This window comes from Bradyrhizobium barranii subsp. barranii (assembly GCF_017565645.3).
GTDB lineage: Bacteria > Pseudomonadota > Alphaproteobacteria > Rhizobiales > Xanthobacteraceae > Bradyrhizobium > Bradyrhizobium barranii.
Map to the genome: position 1 here is coordinate 205,710 of NZ_CP086138.1, position 21,470 is coordinate 227,179.

General features: G+C 59.4%; 13 protein-coding genes and 2 pseudogenes. 11 read left to right on the plus strand and 4 right to left on the minus strand.

What is annotated here, in order from left to right; genetic code table 11:
• Positions 1–577: 577 nt before the first annotated feature.
• From J4G43_RS54270 to J4G43_RS54310, 9 genes are all read left to right on the plus strand, one after another.
• A complete protein-coding gene (locus J4G43_RS54270) occupies positions 578–1,501 on the plus strand; it encodes a calcium-binding protein (protein WP_306421922.1) in 924 nt (307 codons plus the stop codon).
• A gap of 176 nt (positions 1,502–1,677) precedes the next feature.
• Positions 1,678–2,292, plus strand: a complete 615-nt coding sequence (locus J4G43_RS54275; protein WP_038945027.1) for a class I SAM-dependent methyltransferase — start codon at positions 1,678–1,680, stop codon at positions 2,290–2,292.
• A gap of 128 nt (positions 2,293–2,420) precedes the next feature.
• Complete coding sequence (locus J4G43_RS54280; protein WP_049807962.1) at positions 2,421–4,655, plus strand: peptidase domain-containing ABC transporter; 2,235 nt, start codon at positions 2,421–2,423, stop codon at positions 4,653–4,655.
• A complete protein-coding gene (locus J4G43_RS54285; RefSeq protein ID WP_028153474.1) occupies positions 4,645–5,988 on the plus strand; it encodes an HlyD family type I secretion periplasmic adaptor subunit in 1,344 nt (447 codons plus the stop codon). The genes J4G43_RS54280 and J4G43_RS54285 overlap by 11 nt, the downstream gene beginning before the upstream one ends.
• Positions 5,985–8,072: a tetratricopeptide repeat protein gene (locus tag J4G43_RS54290; protein ID WP_028153475.1), complete on the plus strand. Its 2,088-nt coding sequence runs from the start codon at positions 5,985–5,987 to the stop codon at positions 8,070–8,072. Before J4G43_RS54285 ends, J4G43_RS54290 begins: the two co-directional genes overlap by 4 nt.
• Positions 8,073–8,078: 6 nt before the next feature.
• A complete protein-coding gene (locus J4G43_RS54295) occupies positions 8,079–12,005 on the plus strand; it encodes a glycoside hydrolase family 99-like domain-containing protein (RefSeq protein WP_225006000.1) in 3,927 nt (1,308 codons plus the stop codon).
• 38 nt (positions 12,006–12,043) lie between these two features.
• Positions 12,044–12,484 carry a hypothetical protein gene (locus tag J4G43_RS54300; RefSeq protein WP_028153476.1) on the plus strand — a complete coding sequence of 147 codons (441 nt, stop codon included), beginning with the start codon at positions 12,044–12,046 and terminating at the stop codon, positions 12,482–12,484.
• 197 nt (positions 12,485–12,681) lie between these two features.
• On the plus strand, positions 12,682–13,638 hold the full coding sequence (locus tag J4G43_RS54305) for a hypothetical protein (protein ID WP_035696954.1): 957 nt from the start codon (positions 12,682–12,684) through the stop codon (positions 13,636–13,638).
• Positions 13,635–14,759 carry a hypothetical protein gene (locus tag J4G43_RS54310; protein WP_028153478.1) on the plus strand — a complete coding sequence of 375 codons (1,125 nt, stop codon included), beginning with the start codon at positions 13,635–13,637 and terminating at the stop codon, positions 14,757–14,759. The genes J4G43_RS54305 and J4G43_RS54310 overlap by 4 nt, the downstream gene beginning before the upstream one ends.
• A 26-nt stretch (positions 14,760–14,785) precedes the next feature.
• Here the strand turns inward: J4G43_RS54310 and J4G43_RS54315 are convergent, their stop codons facing one another.
• The 3 genes and pseudogenes from J4G43_RS54315 to rfbA all read right to left on the minus strand — a co-directional run bounded on the left by J4G43_RS54315 (position 14,786) and on the right by rfbA (position 17,440).
• Positions 14,786–15,346 (minus strand): hypothetical protein, encoded by a 561-nt coding sequence (locus J4G43_RS54315; RefSeq protein WP_225006010.1) that lies wholly within the window; start codon positions 15,344–15,346, stop codon positions 14,786–14,788.
• A 127-nt stretch (positions 15,347–15,473) separates the two neighbouring features.
• Positions 15,474–16,537 (minus strand): annotated as a pseudogene (gene rfbB, locus J4G43_RS54320) (dTDP-glucose 4,6-dehydratase).
• Between the two features lie 24 nt (positions 16,538–16,561).
• Positions 16,562–17,440 carry a glucose-1-phosphate thymidylyltransferase RfbA gene (gene rfbA, locus J4G43_RS54325; protein ID WP_028153760.1) on the minus strand — a complete coding sequence of 293 codons (879 nt, stop codon included), beginning with the start codon at positions 17,438–17,440 and terminating at the stop codon, positions 16,562–16,564.
• Positions 17,441–17,548: 108 nt separating this feature from the next.
• Between rfbA and rfbC the strand changes: the two are divergent.
• Together rfbC and rfbD are read left to right on the plus strand one after the other, a co-directional pair.
• Positions 17,549–18,119 (plus strand): annotated as a pseudogene (gene rfbC, locus J4G43_RS54330) (dTDP-4-dehydrorhamnose 3,5-epimerase).
• Positions 18,119–19,072: a dTDP-4-dehydrorhamnose reductase gene (gene rfbD / locus J4G43_RS54335; protein ID WP_028153757.1), complete on the plus strand. Its 954-nt coding sequence runs from the start codon at positions 18,119–18,121 to the stop codon at positions 19,070–19,072. Before rfbC ends, rfbD begins: the two are co-directional and overlap by 1 nt.
• Positions 19,073–19,126: 54 nt before the next feature.
• Here the strand turns inward: rfbD and J4G43_RS54340 are convergent, their stop codons facing one another.
• Positions 19,127–21,469, minus strand: coding sequence for a glycosyltransferase family 2 protein (locus J4G43_RS54340; RefSeq protein ID WP_038945154.1), 2,343 nt, complete (start codon positions 21,467–21,469; stop codon positions 19,127–19,129).
• Position 21,470: the final 1 nt, after the last annotated feature.

Consider the following 21,470-nt stretch of genomic DNA (forward strand, 5'->3'; position numbering starts at 1 on the left):
CCGTACAGCCCCGCGTTCAGCATAACCCGGCAGGAATCCACTTAAATCCAGCGGGGCGCTGTCCAAACAACCGGGGCCAGCTCTCAACCTGGTCGCGCTTGGTCACGTGCCGTGCTGACATCGGTGTAGTTTGTGGGCCATTCTTGCACAGGAAAAGCGACTATTTGCCGCGGGTCAACCACTGCAGAAGCTATCCAACCTTCAGCGAGGGGTCGTGTTGGTGGGGATCAGGCGCAGAACAGGACTGATCCAGCCTTTCCTGGGGGATAGCAATATCCCTCCCCGACCCGCAGTGTTGGCTCAGAAACCTCCGGAGTCGCCAAGCAGATCGCCGAACTTGCGAGGCTAAGCTCGGTGAAATGAGTGCGGCCAGTTGGATCTTTTCATCCTTGACACGCACTACTCACAATCTTAACATTGAACATAACATATGCTGCGGGTTTCTAATCTTCGCAATCCCGCGCGGCGACTGGATGGTCACAGCGTGAAGCGCCTTGACGTGACCGGAGCATCGCGTCGTCCTCAATAAAAACCGAAAGGGCCTCCAATGGCTATATCTTACCTGACGAAAACTGAGTTGGACCAGTTTCTCCACCATAACGGAAATCACATTGAGGCGAGCGTCAGGTCGGCACTGATCGACTCGTTAGAACGTAGCGGAGTGTACAGCGATCATCCTGGGGATACTTCGAAGGCTGCGTTTCAGTCTGGACCGTTCGGAGGGGCTGTTCCAGCAGGCGTTCAGATCCTCGACATTACGCAGTCGACCACCGTCGAGACCACGCCAAACCTGAAGGCGATTATTTTCGACGACGCTGGCGGCAAGACGCTCGATGTGATTGGCGGGCATAATGATGTGTTCATCGCCATGGGAAAAGGTTCCGATAGCGTGAACCTATATGATTATGGGAACGACACGGTCTATGGCGGTAGCGGCAACGACGCGATCCGCGGCGGACACGGTAACAGCTCACTGTTCGGCGGCGCAGGCAACGACAGTATCTATGGTGGCAGCGGCAACGACACTTTGGATGGCGGCAGCGGTAACGACTATCTTGAGGCGGGCACCGGCGCTCAGGTGCTCGAAGGCGGCAGCGGCAACGACATTCTGCGAGATCTATCGTCGGGACACAGCACGCTTATCGGTGGCGATGGCAACGATACGCTAATTGGCGTTCAGGGCGATGTCTTTGCGGGCGGTGACGGCAATGACGTCTTCTGGGTCTATGGTGAGTCAGGAGCGAACTCGACGCTGCAGGGAGGAAATGGCAACGATACATTCCATCTTCAGACCCACACCGGAAATGATACGATTATAGGCGGCGCAGGCTCGGACACCGTGGATTTCGCCGATCGCTCCTCCTTTGATGTCACCAAGGTCGATGTCGACGAGAAGACGAACTCCTACACGCTGCACTTCGGAGACAGCCAGACGGTGGTGGTCAGTGGCGTCGAATATCTCCACTTCACCGATGGAGACGTGCACTTGCCGAAGCTCTGAATCGGCACCTGCAAGCTGCGCTGAGAAAGCCCCGCTCATGGCGGGGCTTTGCCTTTGAGCTCAGCGCTTTCGCATCTTATGTAGGATGTCCTTTCGTTGGTGGCTGTGTTGTGGTTTGCTAATGTTATCATCTGGCCCTTTCACCGCGCGGTGCGGGCACGGATTGGTCTCTCACGATGAAGCGATTGCTCAACGCGGGCTCAGGATCCGGTACGGCACAGCGCATCGCCCGGATGATGCTCAACCATGATTGGGAAGAAACCCGATTCGACATCGACCCCGGCGTCAAACCAGATGTGATCGGCTCGATCCTTGAGTTGACTGGCGCGTTCAAGCCTCAGTCCTTCAACGCGGTGTGGACATCGCATGTGCTCGAGCACCTGTATGCCCACGAGGTCTACCCTACATTGCGGCAATTCCACCAGATCCTCAAGCCCGATGGTTTCGCCTTGATCGTGAGCCCGGATCTGCAATCGGTCGCTCACTTCATAGCCCAGCATGGGATCGGCGCAATAGCCTATCATTCGCCGGCGGGGCCGATCAGGCCGCTGGACATGCTCTATGGCCATTCGCGCGCCATCGAGGAGGGACGCGTCCACATGGCCCACCGCACCGGATTTACGGCCGAGCGACTCGGTAATCTCCTGCTGATGGCCGGGTTTGCGACCGTTTCGGTCAGCAGCCAAAATTTCGAGGTCTGTGCGCTCGCGCTGATGCCTGAGGCCGACGACGAGGCCATCCGAAGGTCTTTGTTAGAGTACGGCTTCAATTTCCAGGAAGCCAAGGCCTGAGGTATTTGTGAGTGCGGCCAGCCGTTCCTCACAATTTAACGATGAGTGAGGCTGGTTTTTTTCGCCGCTCAATGTTATGTTGGTGTTGAATGTGACGTCATAACACAACGGCGGATCGCTTGACCCCAATGACCGTCCACTGCGCCGATGACCGAAACCTGGCCGATGCGGCGCCCGCATCGGCACTAGGGTGCCTGATTATCGTCGCACGACAGCACGGGCTGCACCTCACGTCCTCACAGCTCATTCAAGACAACCTTCTGCGGGAAGAGAACGTCACACTCCATCAGCTTGTCCGCTGTGCGGAGAAAGCAGGCATGCGCGCGAAGTGCGTCAAGCTCGATTGGAGCGGGCTGTCTCATCTGAAGAAGGCGCTCCCGGTCATCATTCGGCTTCGCAATGGGAGCCACATGGTACTCCAGCGTGTCGAGGGAGACGCCCACAATACCCGCATCGTGCTGAGGGACCCGAATGCCGCGGAAGACGCGCTGCTCGTGATCGACCAACCACGCTTTGAAGGTATCTGGTCCGGCGATCTGGTCCTGATCAAGCGCAGCTACGAGATATCGGACGAAGCGCAGCCGTTCAGTTTCGGCCTGGTAGCCGCGCTGTTGTTCCGCGAACGCCGCATGGTCCGCGACGTCGCGATTGCCGCCGTGATCCTCGGGCTTCTCAGCTTGGCGCCGATCATGTTCTGGCGCCTGTTGTCGGACAAGGTGATCTTCTACAAGGCGTACAACACGTTCTATGTGCTCTGCGTCGCGATGCTGGTGGTCATAGCCTTCGAGGCAGCCTTCTCGTTCTTGAGACAATTCCTTGTCCATCGCTTGACCACCAGGCTGGACGTCAAATTGTCGACCTACGTCTTCGAAAAGGTCCTCAATCTTCCCATCGACTATTTCGAGCAGACGCCCGTCGGCCTCGTCGCGCGCGACATTCGCGAAGTCTTTCGCATCCGCTCGTTCCTAATGGGGCAATTGTTCGGCACCATTCTCGACTCTACGACGCTGATGTTCTTCCTGCCCGTCATGTTCTTCTTCAGCCCCGTCATGACGTTCGTGGTTCTCGCCTTGTCGGCATTCATCGTCGCGTGGCTCGTCCTAATGTTGCCGAATTACCGCAAGGCGTCGACTGCCGTGCTGGCCGCGGAGGGCGCGCAGGGCGCGTTTTTGGTTCAAACTTTGAATGGGATCCGGACGATCAAGTCCCTCGCGCTCGATACGCGGCAGCGCCACATGTGGGATGTTCTGGTCGCACGCGTTGCCAAGGCGCGGCTTGTGGAAGGCATGACTGGAAACGCCATCCAGTCGGTGGTGCGTCCCCTGGAGCGGCTGGCCGTCAGCGGCTCCTATGCGCTCGGCGTCTATCTCGCGCTCGAAAGCAATGACCCGGTCTATATCGGGGCGCTGTTCTCATTCCTGCTGTTGTCACAGCGCGTCTCGGGTCCGCTGATGCAGATGGCGCAGCTCATCAATCAATACGACGAGGCACGAAGTGCGGTTGCAACCGTCGGCAATCTCGTCAACCTTCCTCCCGAAGAGGGACGTTCCGGCCATGGCGTGCGTTCGCCACTCGAGGGCAAGGTGGAGTTTTCCGGCGTCACCTTCAAATACAAGGGAGCGCTATCGCCAACGCTAAACAACATCTCCTTCGAGATTCCGCTAGGGACTACTTTAGGCGTGATGGGCAAGAGCGGATCTGGCAAGACCACGATTGCGCGGCTGCTGCAGCGGCTGCATTGCGACTATGACGGATTGATCAAGATCGATGGCATTGACGTTCGCGAGTACGACATCGACCATCTCCGTCGTAACGTGGGTGTGGTGCTCCAGGAGAATTTTCTTTTCAGTGGGACCATCCGCGAAAACATCACAGCGGCCACGCCGGACGCGTCGTTCGATGATGTGGTCAGGGCGGCGAGGCTGGCGGGTGCGGAAGAATTCATCGACAAGCTGCCGCGTGGCTACGAGACGCATATCTATGAAGGCTCGCCGAACCTCTCGGGAGGGCAGCGGCAGCGGCTTGCGATCGCGCGTGCGTTGATCGTCAACCCGCCCATTCTGATTCTCGATGAGGCGACAAGCGCGCTAGACGCCGACAGCGAGACGATCGTGAACGCCAACATAACGCGCCTCGCGCATGGCCGGACGCTGATTATCATCTCGCATCGCCTGTCGTCCCTGGCAAAGGCGGACGCAATTCTCGTCCTTAATCGTGGTGTGGTCGACGATATCGGGCGGCATGAGGAGCTCCTGGCGTGCAACGATATCTACAGCTCGCTGTGGTATCAGCAGAACGCGCATTTGGTGCCGGCAGCCCGCAACGATCGGTCAACATTCGGGAGTCCAACGCTTGTCTCGTGATGGTGCGCTTGCGACTGTTCGCCAATTTCAATCGGAAACGGATGCGATCCGAGAGGAGGCTGAGCCTCTGGTCGCGCGAGCAACGCTGTTTGTCCTCTCGGCCTTCCTGGTCACGATCGTTGCCATTCTGGCTCTGACGCGGATAGATCGCGTCATCACCAGCGTTGGCGGGCGGATCGTGCCGGTGGGACAGATCCGCGTCCTTCAGGCCCTGGATCAATCGATTATTAAGACGATCGACGTGCGGGAAGGCGAGCAGGTGCAACCGGGACAGCTTATTGCGACCCTGGACGCGACCTTTACGTCGGCGGACCTGACCCAGGCGAAGTTGCAGATCGCTAGCCTCGAGACTCAGGTGGCACGCGATGAAGCCGAGCTGAACCAGCATCCGCTGGTTTTTGCGAGCAAGCCAGACCCCAACGACCAAAAATACGCAGCCTTGCAGAAGGCGCTCTATGATCAGAGGATGGCGCAATATACCGCGCAGATCAATAGTTTCGATTCGAGGATCAAGCAGACCCAGGCGACGATGGAGAAGCTTCGCGGGGACGATGCGAGATATCGGCAGCGTGACGAGATCTTGCAGAAGATCGAGACCATGCGCACGACGCTGGCCGAGCACGGCACGGGCTCGCAGCTCAATATGTTCATTTCCCAGGACTCAAGGCTTGAATTGCTGCGGACCCTGGAGAACACCCACAACAGCCTAATCGAAGCCCAGAATACGCTCGCGGTGTCAACCGCAGACCGTGACGCCTTCAAGCAGCAGTGGTTTGCGCAACTGAGTCAGGATCTCGTGGCGACCCGCAACAAGCTGGACGAGGCGAGAGCGTCTTATGAGAAGGCGCTCAGGCACCAGGATCTGGTCCGATTGACCGCTGCCGAAGACTCGGTCGTGTTGACGATGGCAAGGCTCTCGGTCGGATCGGTGCTAAAGCCCGGCGATCCTTTCATTACGCTGATGCCGACCGACACCAAGCTCGAGGCTGAAATTCGCATCGCCTCGCGCGATGTCGGTTTCATCCGGCCCGGAGACCCCTGCACGATGCGGATCGATGCGTTCAATGCCGCGGAGCATGGTACAGCCGATGGCAAAGTGCGCTGGATCAGCGAGGGCGCGTTCACCACCGACGATGATGGAAAGCCTATCGAAGCCTACTACAAGGCGCGGTGCTCGGTGGACTCAGCCAACTTCAAGGATGTCCCAAAAAACTTTCGCCTGATTCCTGGCATGACGCTTGCGGGGGACGTCCATGTCGGCACGCGGGCGGTCGGAATGTATCTGCTTGGCGGAATGCTGAAGGGTATCCGGGAGGCCATGCGTGAGCCATGACGGTATTGACCCGATCGCTCCTCCAATGGCTTCGTCCCGCGTCTCGCGGATCAGATGAAAAGCGGCTCGGTCCGGCGGAGGCAGCGTTCGAGCGCGGTCACTATCTGGAGGCACTTAAGCTCTGGAAGCGTGCCTCGCAAAACGGCGACGCGGAAGCGGACTATCGGATCGGCATGCTCTATGCCGAGAACCGGGGAGTGGCAGGCAGCATTCCGGATGCCGCGGTGTGGTACGACCGCGCGGCGCAGCGAGGTCACGTCGAGGCGCAATATCAACTCGGCCTGATCTATCTTTACGGAGTCAACGCCAGCCTCGGACCGAGTAGGCCGGAGACCTGGCGTCAATCCTCAGCCGCGCGATTGGGCGATAGCGCGTCGGATGTGCATCACCTGATATTCCCGCACGGGATCAGTTTCGCGAAGGATATTTGCGCCGCGTTTCGCTGGATATCGGCCGCCGCCGGGTCCGGCAAAGCGGATGCTCAGACCATCCTGGGCAATCTCTACAGTGAAGGGCAGGGGTGCACGAAGGACTTCGCTGCTGCATTGCGTTGGTATCTGGCGGCGGCCGATCAGAACTTTGCGCCGGCCGAGTTCGCGCTAGGCGATGTCTATTACCAGGGACGCGGAGTACTCGTCGATTTCGCGCAGGCTACGATCTGGTATGGCAAGGCCGCCGCGCAGGGGCACGTGAGGGCGCAGATTGGGCTCGCATTTATGACGTTGAAAGGTATGGGCTTGCCCGAGAACCCCACTGAGGGTGCTCGCCTGTTCCAGAGTGCAGCCACGCATGATGATCCGATCGCACTCTACAACATCGGCCTGTTACGGCTGAGCGGCAAGGGCGTCGCCAAAGACCTCGACCGCGCCGAGACCGCGCTGCGCAAGGCGGCGCGGAAGGATTATCTTCCCGCAATTCAGGCACTCGCGGAATTCTATTCGAGCGGAGCCGATGCCGAGCCCGATTTGCGTGAGGCGGCGATTTGGTATGAGAAGGCGGCCGAGCGGGGCGATGTGCAGGCGCAATTCTTCGTCGGCCGGTTTTATGCGACTGGTGTCGGTGTTTCGCCTAACACTCGACAGGCCGCGAAGTGGTTCGAGCGCGCAGCCGAAAATGGCCATGCCACTGCGGCATTCAACGTTGCGATCTTCTATCTCAACGGCTCCGGCGTTCAGCGCAACGTGGAGGCCGCGATCAAATGGTTCGAACGTGCCGCAGATGGCGGCATGAGCGCCGCACAGGTGCAACTCGGAAAGCTCTATTCGACCGGTGCGGGCGTTCCCAAAGATCAGGAAATGGCTTCGGAATGGTTGAGCAGGGCCGCCGGTAGCGGAGATCCTGACGCCAAGACCGCCTATGCACTCTTTATGATTCATCAGAATGCGTCCGATGATAACGTCGCACGCGCGCACTCTTTGCTGGCAGAGGCGGCCGAGGCAGGTCATCCTCCGGCGGCGTTCCAACTGGGCGCGCTGAAGATGGGTAAGTTCGGCGGGATCGCCGATAAGCTAGGCGCGACCCCATGGTTCACGCGGGCGGCGGATGCCGGCCATGTCGAGGCTCAGTACATGCTGGCACTTCTCCATCTGGATTCGACGAGCGGCGTGGGGAATGCGCGGGCAGCATCATCGTGGATGACCAAGGCGGCGCGCGCGGGGCATGCACCAGCGCAATTCCAACTGGCCGTCATGTACTGCACGGGCTACGGAGTGGGCCTGGATCTTGCAGAGGGTGTGAACTGGTACGAGGCCGCTGCAGAGCAGGGACATAAGATTGCGCAGTACAACTTTGCCGTGATGCTCCGGAGTGGGCAGGGGCGCGCGGCTGACGTGACGAAGGCGACGGAATGGTTTCAGAGGGCCGCCGAGCGAGGAATGGCGGAAGCGCAGGTTGCGCTGGGCGACGCGTTGATGTCGGGCCGAGGCACGGCGCAAGATCGCGAAGCAGCGGTCAATTGGTATCGATACGCGGCGCGGCAACGCAATGAAGGCGCCGTGCGGCGCCTCCAGTCGATCGGCGGCGACGGGGCTGTCACACCGTACACAGAAACTTTGTGCGGAACGATGCCTCTAATGCACGAGTGAGTAACAATGGCTGATTTTCTTTCGAACCTCGCGCGCGACGCCGGTCGAAGAGGACCTCGGGCGAGGCGCAGCGCTGCTGCAAGGCTGCAATCCAAGTCAGAGCCGGTCGCCGCAAAACTGAACGGTTCTGCGAAGCTGCTCGCCGCCGAGGGATCGGCGAGCAGTCCTGCCGGCGACCTTGCAGATGCCGCGCGCACCCTCAAGGGCCTCGGGCTTTTTGACCAGGATTTCTACGCGGCCAGCTATCCGGACGTGATCGCGGTCGGCGCCGATCCGTTTGAGCATTTCTTCCTCTATGGCTACAGGGAAGGTCGAAAGCCAAATCTGATCTTCGACCCGATCTGGTACGTCACAACCTATCCCGATGTGAAGGAGGCGGATGAGCATCCGTTCCTGCACTATGCGACGGTCGGCGAGCGCGATGGGCGGCGGCCAAGTCCCTATTTTCAACCGGCCTGGTATCGGGAGAAGTACGGCATCCCGGAAGGCGAGAGCCCGCTCGCGCACTATCTGAAGAACCGCCTGGGCCCGTTCAGCCCGATCCCGGAATTCGACGCGCAGTATTATCGTCAGATCTATCCGGACGTCGCAGCGGCCGGCGTCGATCCGTTCGAGCACTTCATCTTTCATGGCTATAAGGAAGGGCGCAACCCGTCGGCGGAGTTCGACACCAAGTTTTACATTCAGCGCTACTTCAAGGGTAAGACGGATCAGAATCCGCTTTTGCACTATCTTGCGCATCGCCACGAGGATGGCATCTATCCGTCACCTCCGGAGAACGAGGCCACCATCCCGGCCGAGATCAAGCGGTTCACCCGTCCGAGCCGGCTATTCGAGGAACTGCGTCCATTGCCCGACGGCGCAAAGCCGCGCGCCAAGGTGCTGGCCTACTATATGACGCAGTTTCACGCTTTCCCTGAGAACGACAAATGGTGGGGCACCGGCTTCACCGAATGGACGAACATCGCGCGCGGCATACCTCGGTTTAAGGATCACTATCAACCGCGGATTCCGCGCGACCTGGGTTTTTACTCTCTCGCCGACATCGAAACCATGCGCAAGCAGGCGAAGCTAGCCAAGGCGGCGGGCATCCACGGCTTCGTCTTTTACTACTACTGGTTCAACGGCAAGCGCCTATTGGAAAAACCGCTGGAGAAATTCCTGAAAGCGCGCGATATCAACATGCCGTTCTGCCTGATGTGGACCAACGAGAACTGGACGCGGCGGTGGGACGGCATGGAGGGCGAGGTCCTGATTTCGCAGGACTACCTGTCTGACGATGACGAGCGCCTGTTGTCGGATTTCAATCGTCACTTCACGGACAAACGCTACATCCGTGTCCAGGGCCGTCCCCTCTTGATGATCTATCGGCCGCGCCTCATTCCGGACACGGCAAACGTCATCGCGCGCTGGCGCGCGATCTTCGCGAAACGGTTCAACGAAGATCCAATCATCATCATGAGCCAGAGTTTTGATGATTACGATCCAACTCCGAACGGCATGGACGGCGCGATCGAATTTCCGCCGCACAAGCTTACCAAATACGTGCCGCTGGTGAACTCTGACGCCAAACTCCTGGACGATACCTATGCGGGGCAAATCTACAGTTACGACGACGTCGCCAAATATTCAGTTGATGAGCCGCGTCCGAATTTTCCGCTGATCAAGACGGTGGTGCCGAGCTGGGACAACGATGCGCGCCGGCAAGGCTCGGGCCTCGTGGTCCAGGGCTCGACCCCCCAGAAATACGAGGCGTGGTTGTCAGCGCTGGTCGAACAGGCGCAGACGCACACCTTTTTCGGCGAATCGTTCGTCTGTATCAACGCCTGGAATGAATGGTGCGAGGGCGCGTATCTCGAGCCCGATCTCCATTTCGGTTCGGCCTACCTGAATGCTACCGCGCGCGCGGCCACTGGTCTGACCTCCGATCGGTCAGTGTCCAAGATTCTGCTGGTCGGACATGATGCGTTTCCCGCCGGCGCGCAGCATCTCTTGCTGAACATCGGCAAGACGCTGCGCAGCGCCTTCAATATCGAGATCGACTTTCTCCTGCTTCAGGGCGGAGCGCTGGAAGCCGAATACGCCTCGGTCGCGCCGCTCACCGTACTCAAGCAGGCTTCCGATATCCCTGCGACCTTACAACACTTCCGGGAGAAGGGCTTTACAGCGGCCATCGCCAACACGGCCGCGAGCGGGCGCGCCACAAAATTCCTCGTCGAAATGGGCTTTCGGACCGTTTCCCTGGTCCACGAATTGCCGCGGATCCTGCACGAGAAGCAGCTGGAAGAGGCCGCTGCCGCGGCGATTGGGAGTGCGCATCGTGTGGTGTTCGCCTCGGATTTCGTGCGCGACAAGCTCGTCGAAGCGCTTGGGCTTGACGGGACGGATGAGCGTTTCCTCATTCGCGCGCAGGGCAGTTACAAGCAGATTGAGCCGGTGCCGACGGAAGCCGTGCTGTTTCGCAAGGAATTTGGCATCGCCGCTGGCGACAAGATGGTGCTCGGCGTCGGATATGCTGATCTGCGCAAGGGCTTTGACCTGTTTTTGCAAGTCTGTAACTTGGTTCGACGACGCAATGCAAATGTCCATTTTTGCTGGGCCGGCGGCATCGATCCAAGCCTCCAGGAATGGCTGGGGCCGGAGATCAAGCGTGCCGAGGCCACGGGCCACTTCCATCTCGCCGGCTATCGCTCGGACATGCAGGCGCTCTATTCCGCATCCGACGTCTACGCGCTGACGTCGCGCGAGGACCCGTTTCCGACGGTGACACTGGAGGCGCTCAGCGTCGGCGTGCCCGTCGTTGCGTTCCAGGACTCTGGCGGTATCCCCGGCTTGCTGCACAAGGAGAACGTGGGGTGCGTCGTGCCCTATTGCGATGCGCCGGCGATGGCACAGGCAGTGGAGACTTTTCTACGCTGGACACCGCCCGAGTCCGAGCGGGACCGCATGGCCGAGATTATCCGGAGCAAATTTGACTTCGCGGACTATGTCCGCGATCTGCTGCGGTTAGCCGTTCCATCATTGCCCAGCGTCTCGGTCGCCGTACCAAACTACAACTATGCGCGCTGCCTTCCTGAGCGGCTGTACACCATCTTCGATCAGACCCATCCGGTCGAGGAGATTATCGTGCTGGACGACTGCTCGTGCGACGATAGCACTTCCATCATCATGAAGCTTGCCGATCAGCGCCAGCGCGATCTGACGCTCGTCATTAACGAGCAGAATTCCGGCTCGGTGTTCGCGCAATGGGCCAAGGCTGCAGAGATGGCGAAGGGAGAGTTCCTTTGGATCGCCGAAGCCGACGATCTCTCGGAGCCGATCTTCATCTCGAGCCTGCTGGCGCTGATGCAGGGTGACCCCGACATCGCTATAGGCTTCACCGATTCGAAGTCGATCGACGCCGATGGCGCTCATCTTTACGCGAGCTACAAGCCGTATTTTGCCACGATCGAACCTGGCGCGCTGTCGCGCACGGAAGTGTTTGACGGTCGCGATTTCGTAACGCGCTATCTCGGTGTCAAGAATACGATCCTGAACGTCAGTTCAGTGCTGTGGCGTCGCGAGACGTTGCTGCGCGCGCTGAACGCCTGTCGCGATCGTCTGAAAGAGTTCCGGATGGCCGGCGACTGGGTGCTCTATCTGGAGGTTCTGGCTGGACCGGGCGCAAAGATCGCCTACGTTGCCGACCCCCTCAACGTCCATCGGCGCCATGCGGCGAGCGTCACCAATTCGTTGAAGGCCCAAAAGCACATCGAGGAGATCGACACTATGCATCGTCTCGCGCGGAGGCGTTTCGGCTTCGGGGAGCGGGAGCTTGGGGCACAGGCCGCTTATCGCAACGAGGTGTCGGCGCAACTGGCGAGCGCCGCTACCAAGCCTGATGCGCCCAGGCGGGCAGCGAAATCCGCAGTGCGTGCGACGGCGACGACGTGATCGGCTAGGGAAAACAACCAGAGCAAGTCGGGGCTGTCATGTTCGTGCCTTCCGCCGTTTCACTGTTGAGTGCACTCAACGTAGACAGTGCGGCCTTCGAGAACGGAGGCAAGATCGAAATACCAGGTGCGCTTCTGAAGCTGTTGTTGCAAATCGCATTGGCGGCCGCTGAGTTTGATGAGGACGGTTATCTCAGGGACAATCCGGACATAGCGAAGGCGCTCGTGAGCGGTGAAATCGAGAGCGCGCACGTGCACTATATCGGCTTCGGCTATTTCGAGGGACGACAGGGTGGAGGACCCGAAGTCGACGAAGCTTGGTACATGGGCAAATATCCGGATGTGGCGATTGCCGTTCGGGAGGGTCGGATCAAGTCGGCCAAGCATCATTTTCATTTGGTCGGGGCGGCGGAGGGACGCAGTCCTAACCTCGATCAGGAGGAGAATGCCGCTCAATGGAAAAACGCGCTTCGCTCCTGAAGCAAAGCGCATGATTACGGATCGAATTAGGTGGAGGACCACAATTTGCCGAATTGATATGTGAGGTATCTCGGAACAGGCGTTAATTCATACCGAAGCGAGTCCGATGATCGTTGGATCGGCAGCGCAGGCTGAGCATCGTCGAAGCGCTTTCCTGACAGGGGGGGAAAGCTCAAAATGTTAGAGAGATGTTTGAGATGTCGGTTCTTCAATGGGACACGGATCAGCCGGAGATTCTGAGGCGCCTGCAAAACCGGGCCAAGCTCAAGATTTGCTGCAAGACTCTCAGCGAGCCCGAATTTGTCCAGAGTTGGATTAATCATCATAGCGCCATCGTCGGTCCGCAAAATCTGATCATAGCGGACAATGGATCGTCAGATGCCGCGACGCTCGACGTCTATCGTCGGGCTGCCCCTGATATCACGATCTTCCGCTTCTCCGGGGTTCACAACGATATTCACTGGCATCCTAGGTTCCGGCCATTGTTCGATCGCTTGAGGGAGACCGTCGAGTTCTTCTCCTTCGTCGACGTCGACGAGCGGCTCGTCTGGATCGATACGAAGCGTTGGTTCGCGGATGAGCGGATCCTGGATTGCCTGAAAGAGCGTGGCGCAATCTATCCAGCAACGTGGCTAATCAACGCGATCGGACGCATGGATCAATTCACGTTGTTGGACACCGAGCGCCGGCGCAACTTCTCGAACAATCTGAAGTGGGGAAAGCCCATTCTTCCGCCCGAGCTGATTGCGGCTCAATCGGGCATTCACAACATCCAGTACGCCGGTAGCCGATTTTCGGCGAGTTGCAGCAGTAATCTGTTTCTGCTGCATTTGACACAATTTCCTGATCAGCGGATCGCGGCCAATGTGAGAAAATTGGCGAACCGGAGTCTTGTCGATCACGCCATCGATCCGGAGGCGGTTTCGAGGATGGACTTCAGCAGACATCCCGATCCAGCCGTGCTTCGGTTCCAGAAGGAGGTTGCGGAAATGATTGCTTATCTCAAGGGCGACAAATCGATTCCCGATAGCGAGACCGAGGTTATAGAACTAGGACGGGGAGGGACGGTGGTCTTCTCCAACGCGGACGCGCGCGGGATTTTCTCGAAGTTCATTGAGGATGGCCCCTCCATCATCGTGAAGAGTTTCAAGTGAAGGGTCGCGCCATCAGAGCCGCGACCGTGATTGGGACGTTCCTGCCGCTCGTGCTGGGCGGACACCGCGCGACTGAAGCGGATGATCTCCCTCACGTCGTGCCGGACGCGAAATGCGACGCCCTGGACATTTCTGATGCTCCGTTGCGGGCATTTCGCTCGCCGGATGGTTCGATTACGGCATTCGCGACGCATTATCGCAACCGGGCGCTGGTTGGCAGTAGCTTCGGTGCGATGGCGAAGAACTGCTCGGTCGCGTATGAGGGAACGTTGGATCCCGATCCCTCGCATTTCAACTACAAGACGTGGATCACGGCGACGTGGATCGGCGATGATGGATCGGTCATTGCGCTTGGGCACAACGAGTATCAGGCCCACGAGTTGGTGGGGCATTGCCGTTTCGCGGACTATTCGTCGTGCTGGTACAACAGCATCGTGCTCCTCAGGAGCAATGACCGTGGTCGGACGTTTCACCGGGCTGACGATTTGGACAAAGCAGTCGTAGCCCCCGACTTTGCAGACACGCTCGGCCAGGGCCATCCCAGAGGCTATACGAGTCCGACAAACCTAGTGAAATGGGGGGACTATCTGTACACGCTGGTTGGCTATTCCGGCGTGGATAAGGGCGATTCTGGGAGATGCGTGCTCCGCAGTCGGCTGCCGGTGACGACGAGCTCTTGGGAGATTTTCACGCGCGACGGCTTTGTGCGGCCAAACCAGAGCGCTTATGAAGATCAGGCGCGCGTTCGCTGCGAGTATGTGACGGGCATGCGAGGCTTTGTCGGATCAATTGCCAAGCTAGCAAATTCGAATCTCTTCGTCGCAACCGTCGCGGAGGACATCAATGGTGGAAGCATCGTCGCATATTTCTCGGACGACCTGGTTCATTGGCACGATCGACAGGTCCTGGAGCAGGTCCCCCTGTTCTGGTCGAAGGATTGCTCGATCGGAAAGCGGTTCAGCTATCCAAGCCTGATCGACGAAAACTCCCCTGGGCCAAATTTTGATCAGGTCGGCCGAACGCCGACGCTCTATCTAGTGCAGGGGGGATGTGAGATCGGATCGGACCTAGCGTTGGTCAAGACCAAGGTCAAGATCAAGCCGCCGTCGGAAGCTCATTGAGCTTGAGCGGGAACTGGGGTGCGGTGCTAGGACGGCTCCGTGTAATGGGAGCGAAGGATAGCTTCCGCGGCGTCCCGTCTGGGCAGCGGAAGGAAAAACGATAGGTCGCCGGCCGTTGCGATCTCCTGGGCTATCTTTCTCACGCAATGATAGGGACGCCGGGAGCTGAAGTCGTGAAAGCCGATGATGGCTGTCGGCTTGCAATGCAAGACGGTCTGCGCAAAGCACGCAATCCTGAAGCGGCCATCGACAAGGTAGAGATCAGCGTCTGCACTCTGCTCATACCTCCAGATGGCCGAATGGTAATCAGGCCAGCGCGACTTGGTGGCACCATCGGTTGGAAAACCCCAATCGCCGGTGGGACCGATGTCGACAAGCATCAGCTCGGGTTGGGTCTGGCATTCGGCGCATGCGCTGCCCACGCGCTTCAACCATTCCTGAGAGGAGTCAACGGACCGTATCGAACGTTTGACGTACTTCGAAGCGAGAACGGTGCTGCCACCCGTGCCGAATTCCACGTAGTCGCGGCTGTTTCTGACAAACGACAGGAACAGAGCCGTTTCTTCCTCTGACATTCTTGGCAGCATGAGCGCCTCGCGTTCAGGTGGACGCGGCAAGAGAGGCCTCACCGCCGTACGACGCGATCCTTGAAACCGAGTGACGGTTAATCATGAATTCAGTGAGACGACGCGGTTCGGCGACGACTCATTGACTCTATTGACTCAGTCCGACCCGCTTGGTCTGATATCCGCGCTCCAGGATCGCCTGCCACCACGGCTTCTGCTCGATATACCAGCGCACCGTCTTGTCGAGCCACTCTCGAAATTCTCCACCGCGCTCCAGCCGAGATCGCGTTCGAGCTTGGAGGCGTCGATGGCGTAGCGGCGGTCGTGGCCGGGGCGGTCGGTGACAAAGGAGATCAGGCGGCGGCGCGGGCCGTCCGTGCTCGGGGCGAGGTCGTCGAGCAAGTCGCAGATCGTCTCCACCACATGCAGATTGGTCCGCTCGTTCCGGCCACCGATATTATAGGTCTCGCCGACGGCTCCGTGCTCGAGCACGAGTGTGAGGGCCTTGGCGTGATCCTCGACATAGAGCCAATCGCGAACGTTTTTTCCATCGCCGTAGACGGGAAGCTGCACTCCGGCCAGACCCTTAATGATCATGTGCGGGATCAGCTTTTCCGGGAAGTGATAGGGGCCGTAATTGTTCGAGCAGTTGGTCAGGAGCGTCGGCAGCTCGTAAGTCTTATGCCAGGCGCGCACCAAGTGGTCGGATGAAGCTTTGCTTGCGGAGTAGGGTGAATTGGGCGAGTAGGGCGTGTTTTCCGTGAAGAAGCCGTCCTCGCCGAGCGAGCCGAATACTTCATCCGTGGAGATATGCTGGAAGCGGAACCGCGCCCGCTTGTCCGGACACAGCGCCCTCCAGTAGCGTAGGGCTTCCTGGAGCAGTGTGAACGTTCCTACAATATTGGTTTGGATGAATTCGCCGGGGCCGTCGATCGAGCGGTCGACGTGGCTCTCTGCGGCAAGGTTCAACACAGCGTCGGGCTGATAGCGCTCGAACAGTCGGCGTACACCGGGCGCGTCGCAGATGCATTGCTTCTCGAAGGCGTAGTTCGTTTTCGTCGCGCCGGTCAGGGGAGAAAGGACCGCGGCGTAGGTGAGCTTGTCGAGGTTGACGACGCGTGCGTGGCTATTACGCAGGAGATGTCGTACGACCGCGGAGCCGATGAACCCGGCCCCACCCGTCACGAAGATGGTGATCCCCTTCAAACGCATGATCAATCTACTCCGTCTGCCGAATCAGTCTGCTCGGTGCGCGCGTGCGACAGATTGTAGATATTCGCCGTAGCTGCTCTTGGCGGTTTTCGCAGCCACCCGCTCGAACGATTGAATCGTAATGTAGCCCTGTCGCAAAGCGATTTCTTCTGGGCAGGCGATGCGCAGGCCCTGGCGTTGCTCGAGGATCTGGACGAAATGGCTGGCTTCGACGAGCGAGGAATGCGTACCGGTGTCGAGCCAGGCAAAGCCGCGACCGAGCACGTCCACGTAGAGATCGCCCCGTTCCATATAGACCTCGTTGACGTCCGTAATCTCGATCTCGCCACGAGCCGACGGCTTGATGCATGCGGCAATGTCGAGCACGTCGTTGTCGTAGAAGTAGAGGCCGGTCACTGCGACGTTGGACTTCGGCTGTTTCGGCTTCTCCTCTATCGAAAGCGCGCGGCCGGCCTGATCGAGCTCGACCACGCCATATTGCTCGGGTGTGTTGACGACATAACCGAATATGGTAGCGCCTTTATTGCGCAGGGATGCCTTAGTTAACATTCCCGGCAGGTTGTGCCCGTAGAAAATGTTATCACCTAACACAAGGGCGACCGGATCGTCGCCGATGAAATGCCGTCCGACTTTGAACGCGTCGGCAATTCCGCGCGGCGTCGCTTGCGTCGCGTAGGAGAAACGCAAACCGATTTCGCTGCCATCGCCGAGCAGGCGCTCGAAAAGCGCCTTGTCGTGCGGCGTGGAGATGATCAAGATTTCCCTAATTCCGCCCAGCATTAGCGTGGAGAGCGGATAGTAGATCATAGGTTTATCGAAGACCGGCAGAAGTTGCTTCGAAACGACGGTCGTCACGGGATAGAGGCGAGAGCCGGTGCCGCCTGCGAGAATGATGCCTTTCATTGCTCCTCACAGTTTACTTATCACAAGCATACCATATAATGTGAAGAGTGCAAGTTAGTGCGGACGCCGAGAGAATCGGGTCGGTCGGCAAATTCAAAGTGCTGCGGAATGAATGTGATCCGGACCGAGCTCCCCGAAGTTCTCATCATCGAGCCCAAGTTCTTCGGCGACGACCGTGGCTTCTTCGTCGAGAGCTATCAATTGACTCGTTACAACACATGCGGTATCATGCGACGCTTCGTGCAGGACAAGCTTCGTGCAGGACAACATGTCCCGTTCGCGTTACGGCGTGCTGCGGGGTCTGCATCTGCAAAATCCCATTACCCAGGGCAAACTAGCCGCCGTGCTGCGGGGCAAGGTGCTCGACGTCGCTGTCGACACCCGCGTCGGCAGCCCTAATTTCGGACGTCACGTTGCCGTCGAGTTGAGCGAGCAGAACCGGCGCCAGCTATGGGTTCCGCGCGGCTTCGCGCATGGTTTCCTGGTGCTCTCACAGGTCGCGGACTTTTTCTACAAATGCGATGATTTCTATAATCCGGAGCACGAGGTTTCGATCCGCTGGGACGACCCGGCGATCGGTATCAACTGGGGTATCGAAAAGCCGTCGCTCTCGGCCAAGGACGCGGACGCGCCGCTGCTTGCCGACATCAAAAACCTTCCATTGTATGGGCAAGTCTGATGCGGATACTGTTGACGGGAACCGGCGGGCAGGTCGGAGGTGCATTGCAATCACTCCTGGCTCGACGGGGCACAATCATCGCGCCTGACCTCAATAAGTTCGATCTGTCGAAGCCTGACAGACTCGTCAGGGCGCTCGACACGTTCCAGCCGGATCTCATCATCAACCCCGCGGCCTATACCGCCGTGGATCGCGCCGAGGACGAACGCGAGCTCGCATTCCGCATCAATGCCGGGGGACCCGAGGTGATCGCCAAATGGGCTGCAAAACGTTGCGTGCCGCTGGTGCATTTTTCCACAGACTACGTCTTCGATGGCTCTGGGAATGCGCCATGGCGCGAGGATAGCCCAACGGGGCCGTTGTCGGTCTACGGCGCGAGCAAGCTTGCCGGTGACACTGCCATTTGCGCAGCAGGCGGTCCGCATCTAATTGCACGTACCTCTTGGGTCTACGCCGCCAAGGGCGCCAACTTCCTACGCACCATCGCGCGGCTTGCGGCGGAGCGCAAAGAGCTACGCATCGTTGGTGACCAGATCGGCGCGCCGACCACTGCGAGAACGGTCGCCAACGCCATTGCGGATATCGCGCTGCCAAATCTGTCGAACCTGAATGAGCTCTTTGCGCGCAAAGGCGGCGTCGTCAATCTCGTCTGCGCCGGCGAGACAAGTTGGCATGGCTTTGCCAGCGCGATCGTCGCCGGCCTTAGGTCGCGCGGCCTAAGGCTCGAGGTGGAACGCGTCATTCCGATCGCCACGGCCGATTTCCCGACCAAGGCGATACGGCCCGGCAATTCGCGGCTCGACCTGTCGCGCCTGAAGAGACAGTTTGGAGTGACCACGCCGAATTGGCATGAGGCGTTACCGGTCGAGCTCGACGATTTCGTTGCCTTGCAAGAAAACGCAGCACGCGCCGAGCCGGCGCGCAGCTCCCGCACCGAGCCTATTCGTGATTGAACGGCGGATCAGCGAAGGGAGCGCGCAGCGGCTGAATGACGAAGAGGCGCCGCATCAGAACCCCAACGGCACGTCACGCGCCGATTCGAGATGATTGTAGCGAGGGGCGCGCGGCCCGGGCGGCCAGGCGAGGCCGCTGTAGGGAATCCCATCGCGTGAGAGCTGCGGATTGTAGGCAGGGTCCTCGTTGAGCCATTCACCCCAGCGCGCCCGAAGCAGATTAAGTTCATGCTCGAACCGGCCGCGCCGGTCGGCGCGATCATCCCGCCCGCGGCTGGCTGATTCGGCGTGAACCAACTTCGCATGCGGCGTGAAAACGATTCGCTTGCCCGCTTGGCGCAACCGCAAGCAATAGTCGACGTCATTGAAGGCGATCGCGAAGCGCGACTCGTCCATCCCGCCAACGGCAAGATAGTCTCTGCGTCTGGTGGCGAGGCAGGCCGCAGTCACGGCGCTGCATTCGTGCGCCACAAGGAGCTGATCGAGAAACCCGGGATCATCACCGAATCTATCGGTAAAAGCGTGAGTCGCCGCGAAATTCATTCCCAGGACGACACCGCCATGCTGAACGACGCCACCAGGCCAAGTCAGGAGCGCGCCGACCGCACCGACATCAGGCTCGGCAAGCCGCGTGAGCATCTCCTCGAGCCAGTCTTTGGAACTCGCCTCGATGTCGTTGTTGAGGAGACAGAGCACGTCACTGTCGAGTGTTGCTGCGGCGTGATTGTTCAGCCTCGCGAAATTGAAGGGACCTTCGACCCGCAAAGTCCGTACGCCGCGTCTCGCCAAGCCCGCAAGATAGGCGATCGTCTTGGGGTCGACACTGTCATTGTCGACAACGAGAATATCTGCGCGGCAGAACTCGACCGCCGGCGCGATGCTGTCGATACAGGTCCGCAAGAGCGGGAGACCGTCTCGGGTCGGGATGACCACTGTCACGCGCTGGTGCGGAATCGCTCGACCAATTCGAACCGCAGGAAACAGGTTAACTTGTTGCGGGGTTACATCGGCACTGACGGCACGTGCGTCGAGGTGCATTTGGCTCGCCGCGGCGAGCAGACGGCTGGCGTACGTTCGATCGAGGTTAGGAAGCGTCGCCAGAGCTCCCGGCAGATGAAGGATGTTGTCCTCACGTGGACCAGCGTGATCGAGCAAGCAGTTGAAGAGGCGGTAAAGATTGTCGGGACGGGTCTCAAGGCCGGCGAGCAGGGCGTCTCGTCGTACAGCAAACAGATGCGCACAATAGCCTTGCTCTAGCATCCTTTCGTAATCGAATGCAGGAAAGGCCAGCGGCCAGAGCCGGCCATCCTCGGCGAGAAAATCGAGGTCGCCGTACAAGGCGATCGCCTCCGGATAGGCGTCGAATGCTGCGGCAATGCGGGCCAGGGCATTCGGCTCGAGCACCACACCCGCCATCGCGATGACGACGTGATGTGAATCGGATGCGGCGCTGTCCAGAAACTCCAACAGAGCGTCGCTGTCGACGGACAGTAGCTCGCCGTCAATCACGCCTGCCGTCCAGCTTTCGTGGGTCTGAATCGAGAGCGCGGCGAGCGTCTGCTCCGCGCCGGGCGCGCCGGCGACGACGACCGCGAGCGAAAGGCCACTTGCTCGCGGCATCGGCAGCGGGAAGCGATCGCACCAATTCACGTAGTCGGAGAACGGAAGCGAGGCGGGAATCAGTTGATCATACAGCTGACCGCGCAGGCGCTCGGCACCGTAGCCGCCGAGCGCGTCGATCATTCCGGCAAGGCCGTCGGGAAAGGCGACAAAGACGGCCGTCGATGGAATTGGCTCACCGTCCTCTCTGCGCAACGAAACGCGGTGAACGCGGCCGTCGGCAAAGCGTCGCGGGGCGTGGAAATCAAAGGCGCGCGCATTCCGGTGTGCCGCAGCTTCCCCAACATGCGTCCAAGCGGTTGCATTAACCTGAGCGACGGCCTCTCCGTCGACGATTGCCTCCAGAAAGAGCGCGGAGTCGCTATCGATCCAGCCCTGGAAATGGAGGCCGCCGAGCCAGCGCAACTGGCACGTTTTGCGCAGATCGGCGCGATTTGCGCCCTCGCTCTCCAAATTGACCGATTGGCCGACAGGCGTGCCGAGATTGGCCAGGCGGGCCTCGAGCGTGCGTGCAGCGCGCAGCAGATCGGGCTCAATCGTGATCGCGAATCCGCAACTCGCCTGGTGCGCTTGTTCAGCAAGCTCGGGAACGAAGGCGTCGGCATAGGTTGTGCTGAACACCAGGCCGTCGAGCAAAATTTCTATGCTATAGCGGCGCTCCGGCTCCTGGGCGTCGTAGACGAAGCCGGACAACGTACCATCGCGCGCGAGCTCGAGCCGGCTGACGAGCTTTGGTCTGATCGTCCGTTCGGATGGCTGGCGGGACAGACGCGACATG

Coding starts and splice junctions, on each gene's coding strand:
- rfbD (WP_028153757.1), top strand. CDS start 18,119: ATGCGGATACTGTTGACGGGAACCGGCGGGCAGGTCGGAGGTGCATTG.
- J4G43_RS54300 (WP_028153476.1), top strand. CDS start 12,044: ATGTTCGTGCCTTCCGCCGTTTCACTGTTGAGTGCACTCAACGTAGAC.
- rfbA (WP_028153760.1), bottom strand. CDS start 17,440: ATGAAAGGCATCATTCTCGCAGGCGGCACCGGCTCTCGCCTCTATCCC.
- J4G43_RS54280 (WP_049807962.1), top strand. CDS start 2,421: ATGACCGTCCACTGCGCCGATGACCGAAACCTGGCCGATGCGGCGCCC.
- J4G43_RS54295 (WP_225006000.1), top strand. CDS start 8,079: ATGGCTGATTTTCTTTCGAACCTCGCGCGCGACGCCGGTCGAAGAGGA.
- J4G43_RS54315 (WP_225006010.1), bottom strand. CDS start 15,346: ATGCTGCCAAGAATGTCAGAGGAAGAAACGGCTCTGTTCCTGTCGTTT.
- J4G43_RS54305 (WP_035696954.1), top strand. CDS start 12,682: ATGTCGGTTCTTCAATGGGACACGGATCAGCCGGAGATTCTGAGGCGC.
- J4G43_RS54340 (WP_038945154.1), bottom strand. CDS start 21,469: ATGTCGCGTCTGTCCCGCCAGCCATCCGAACGGACGATCAGACCAAAG.
- J4G43_RS54290 (WP_028153475.1), top strand. CDS start 5,985: ATGACGGTATTGACCCGATCGCTCCTCCAATGGCTTCGTCCCGCGTCT.
- J4G43_RS54275 (WP_038945027.1), top strand. CDS start 1,678: ATGAAGCGATTGCTCAACGCGGGCTCAGGATCCGGTACGGCACAGCGC.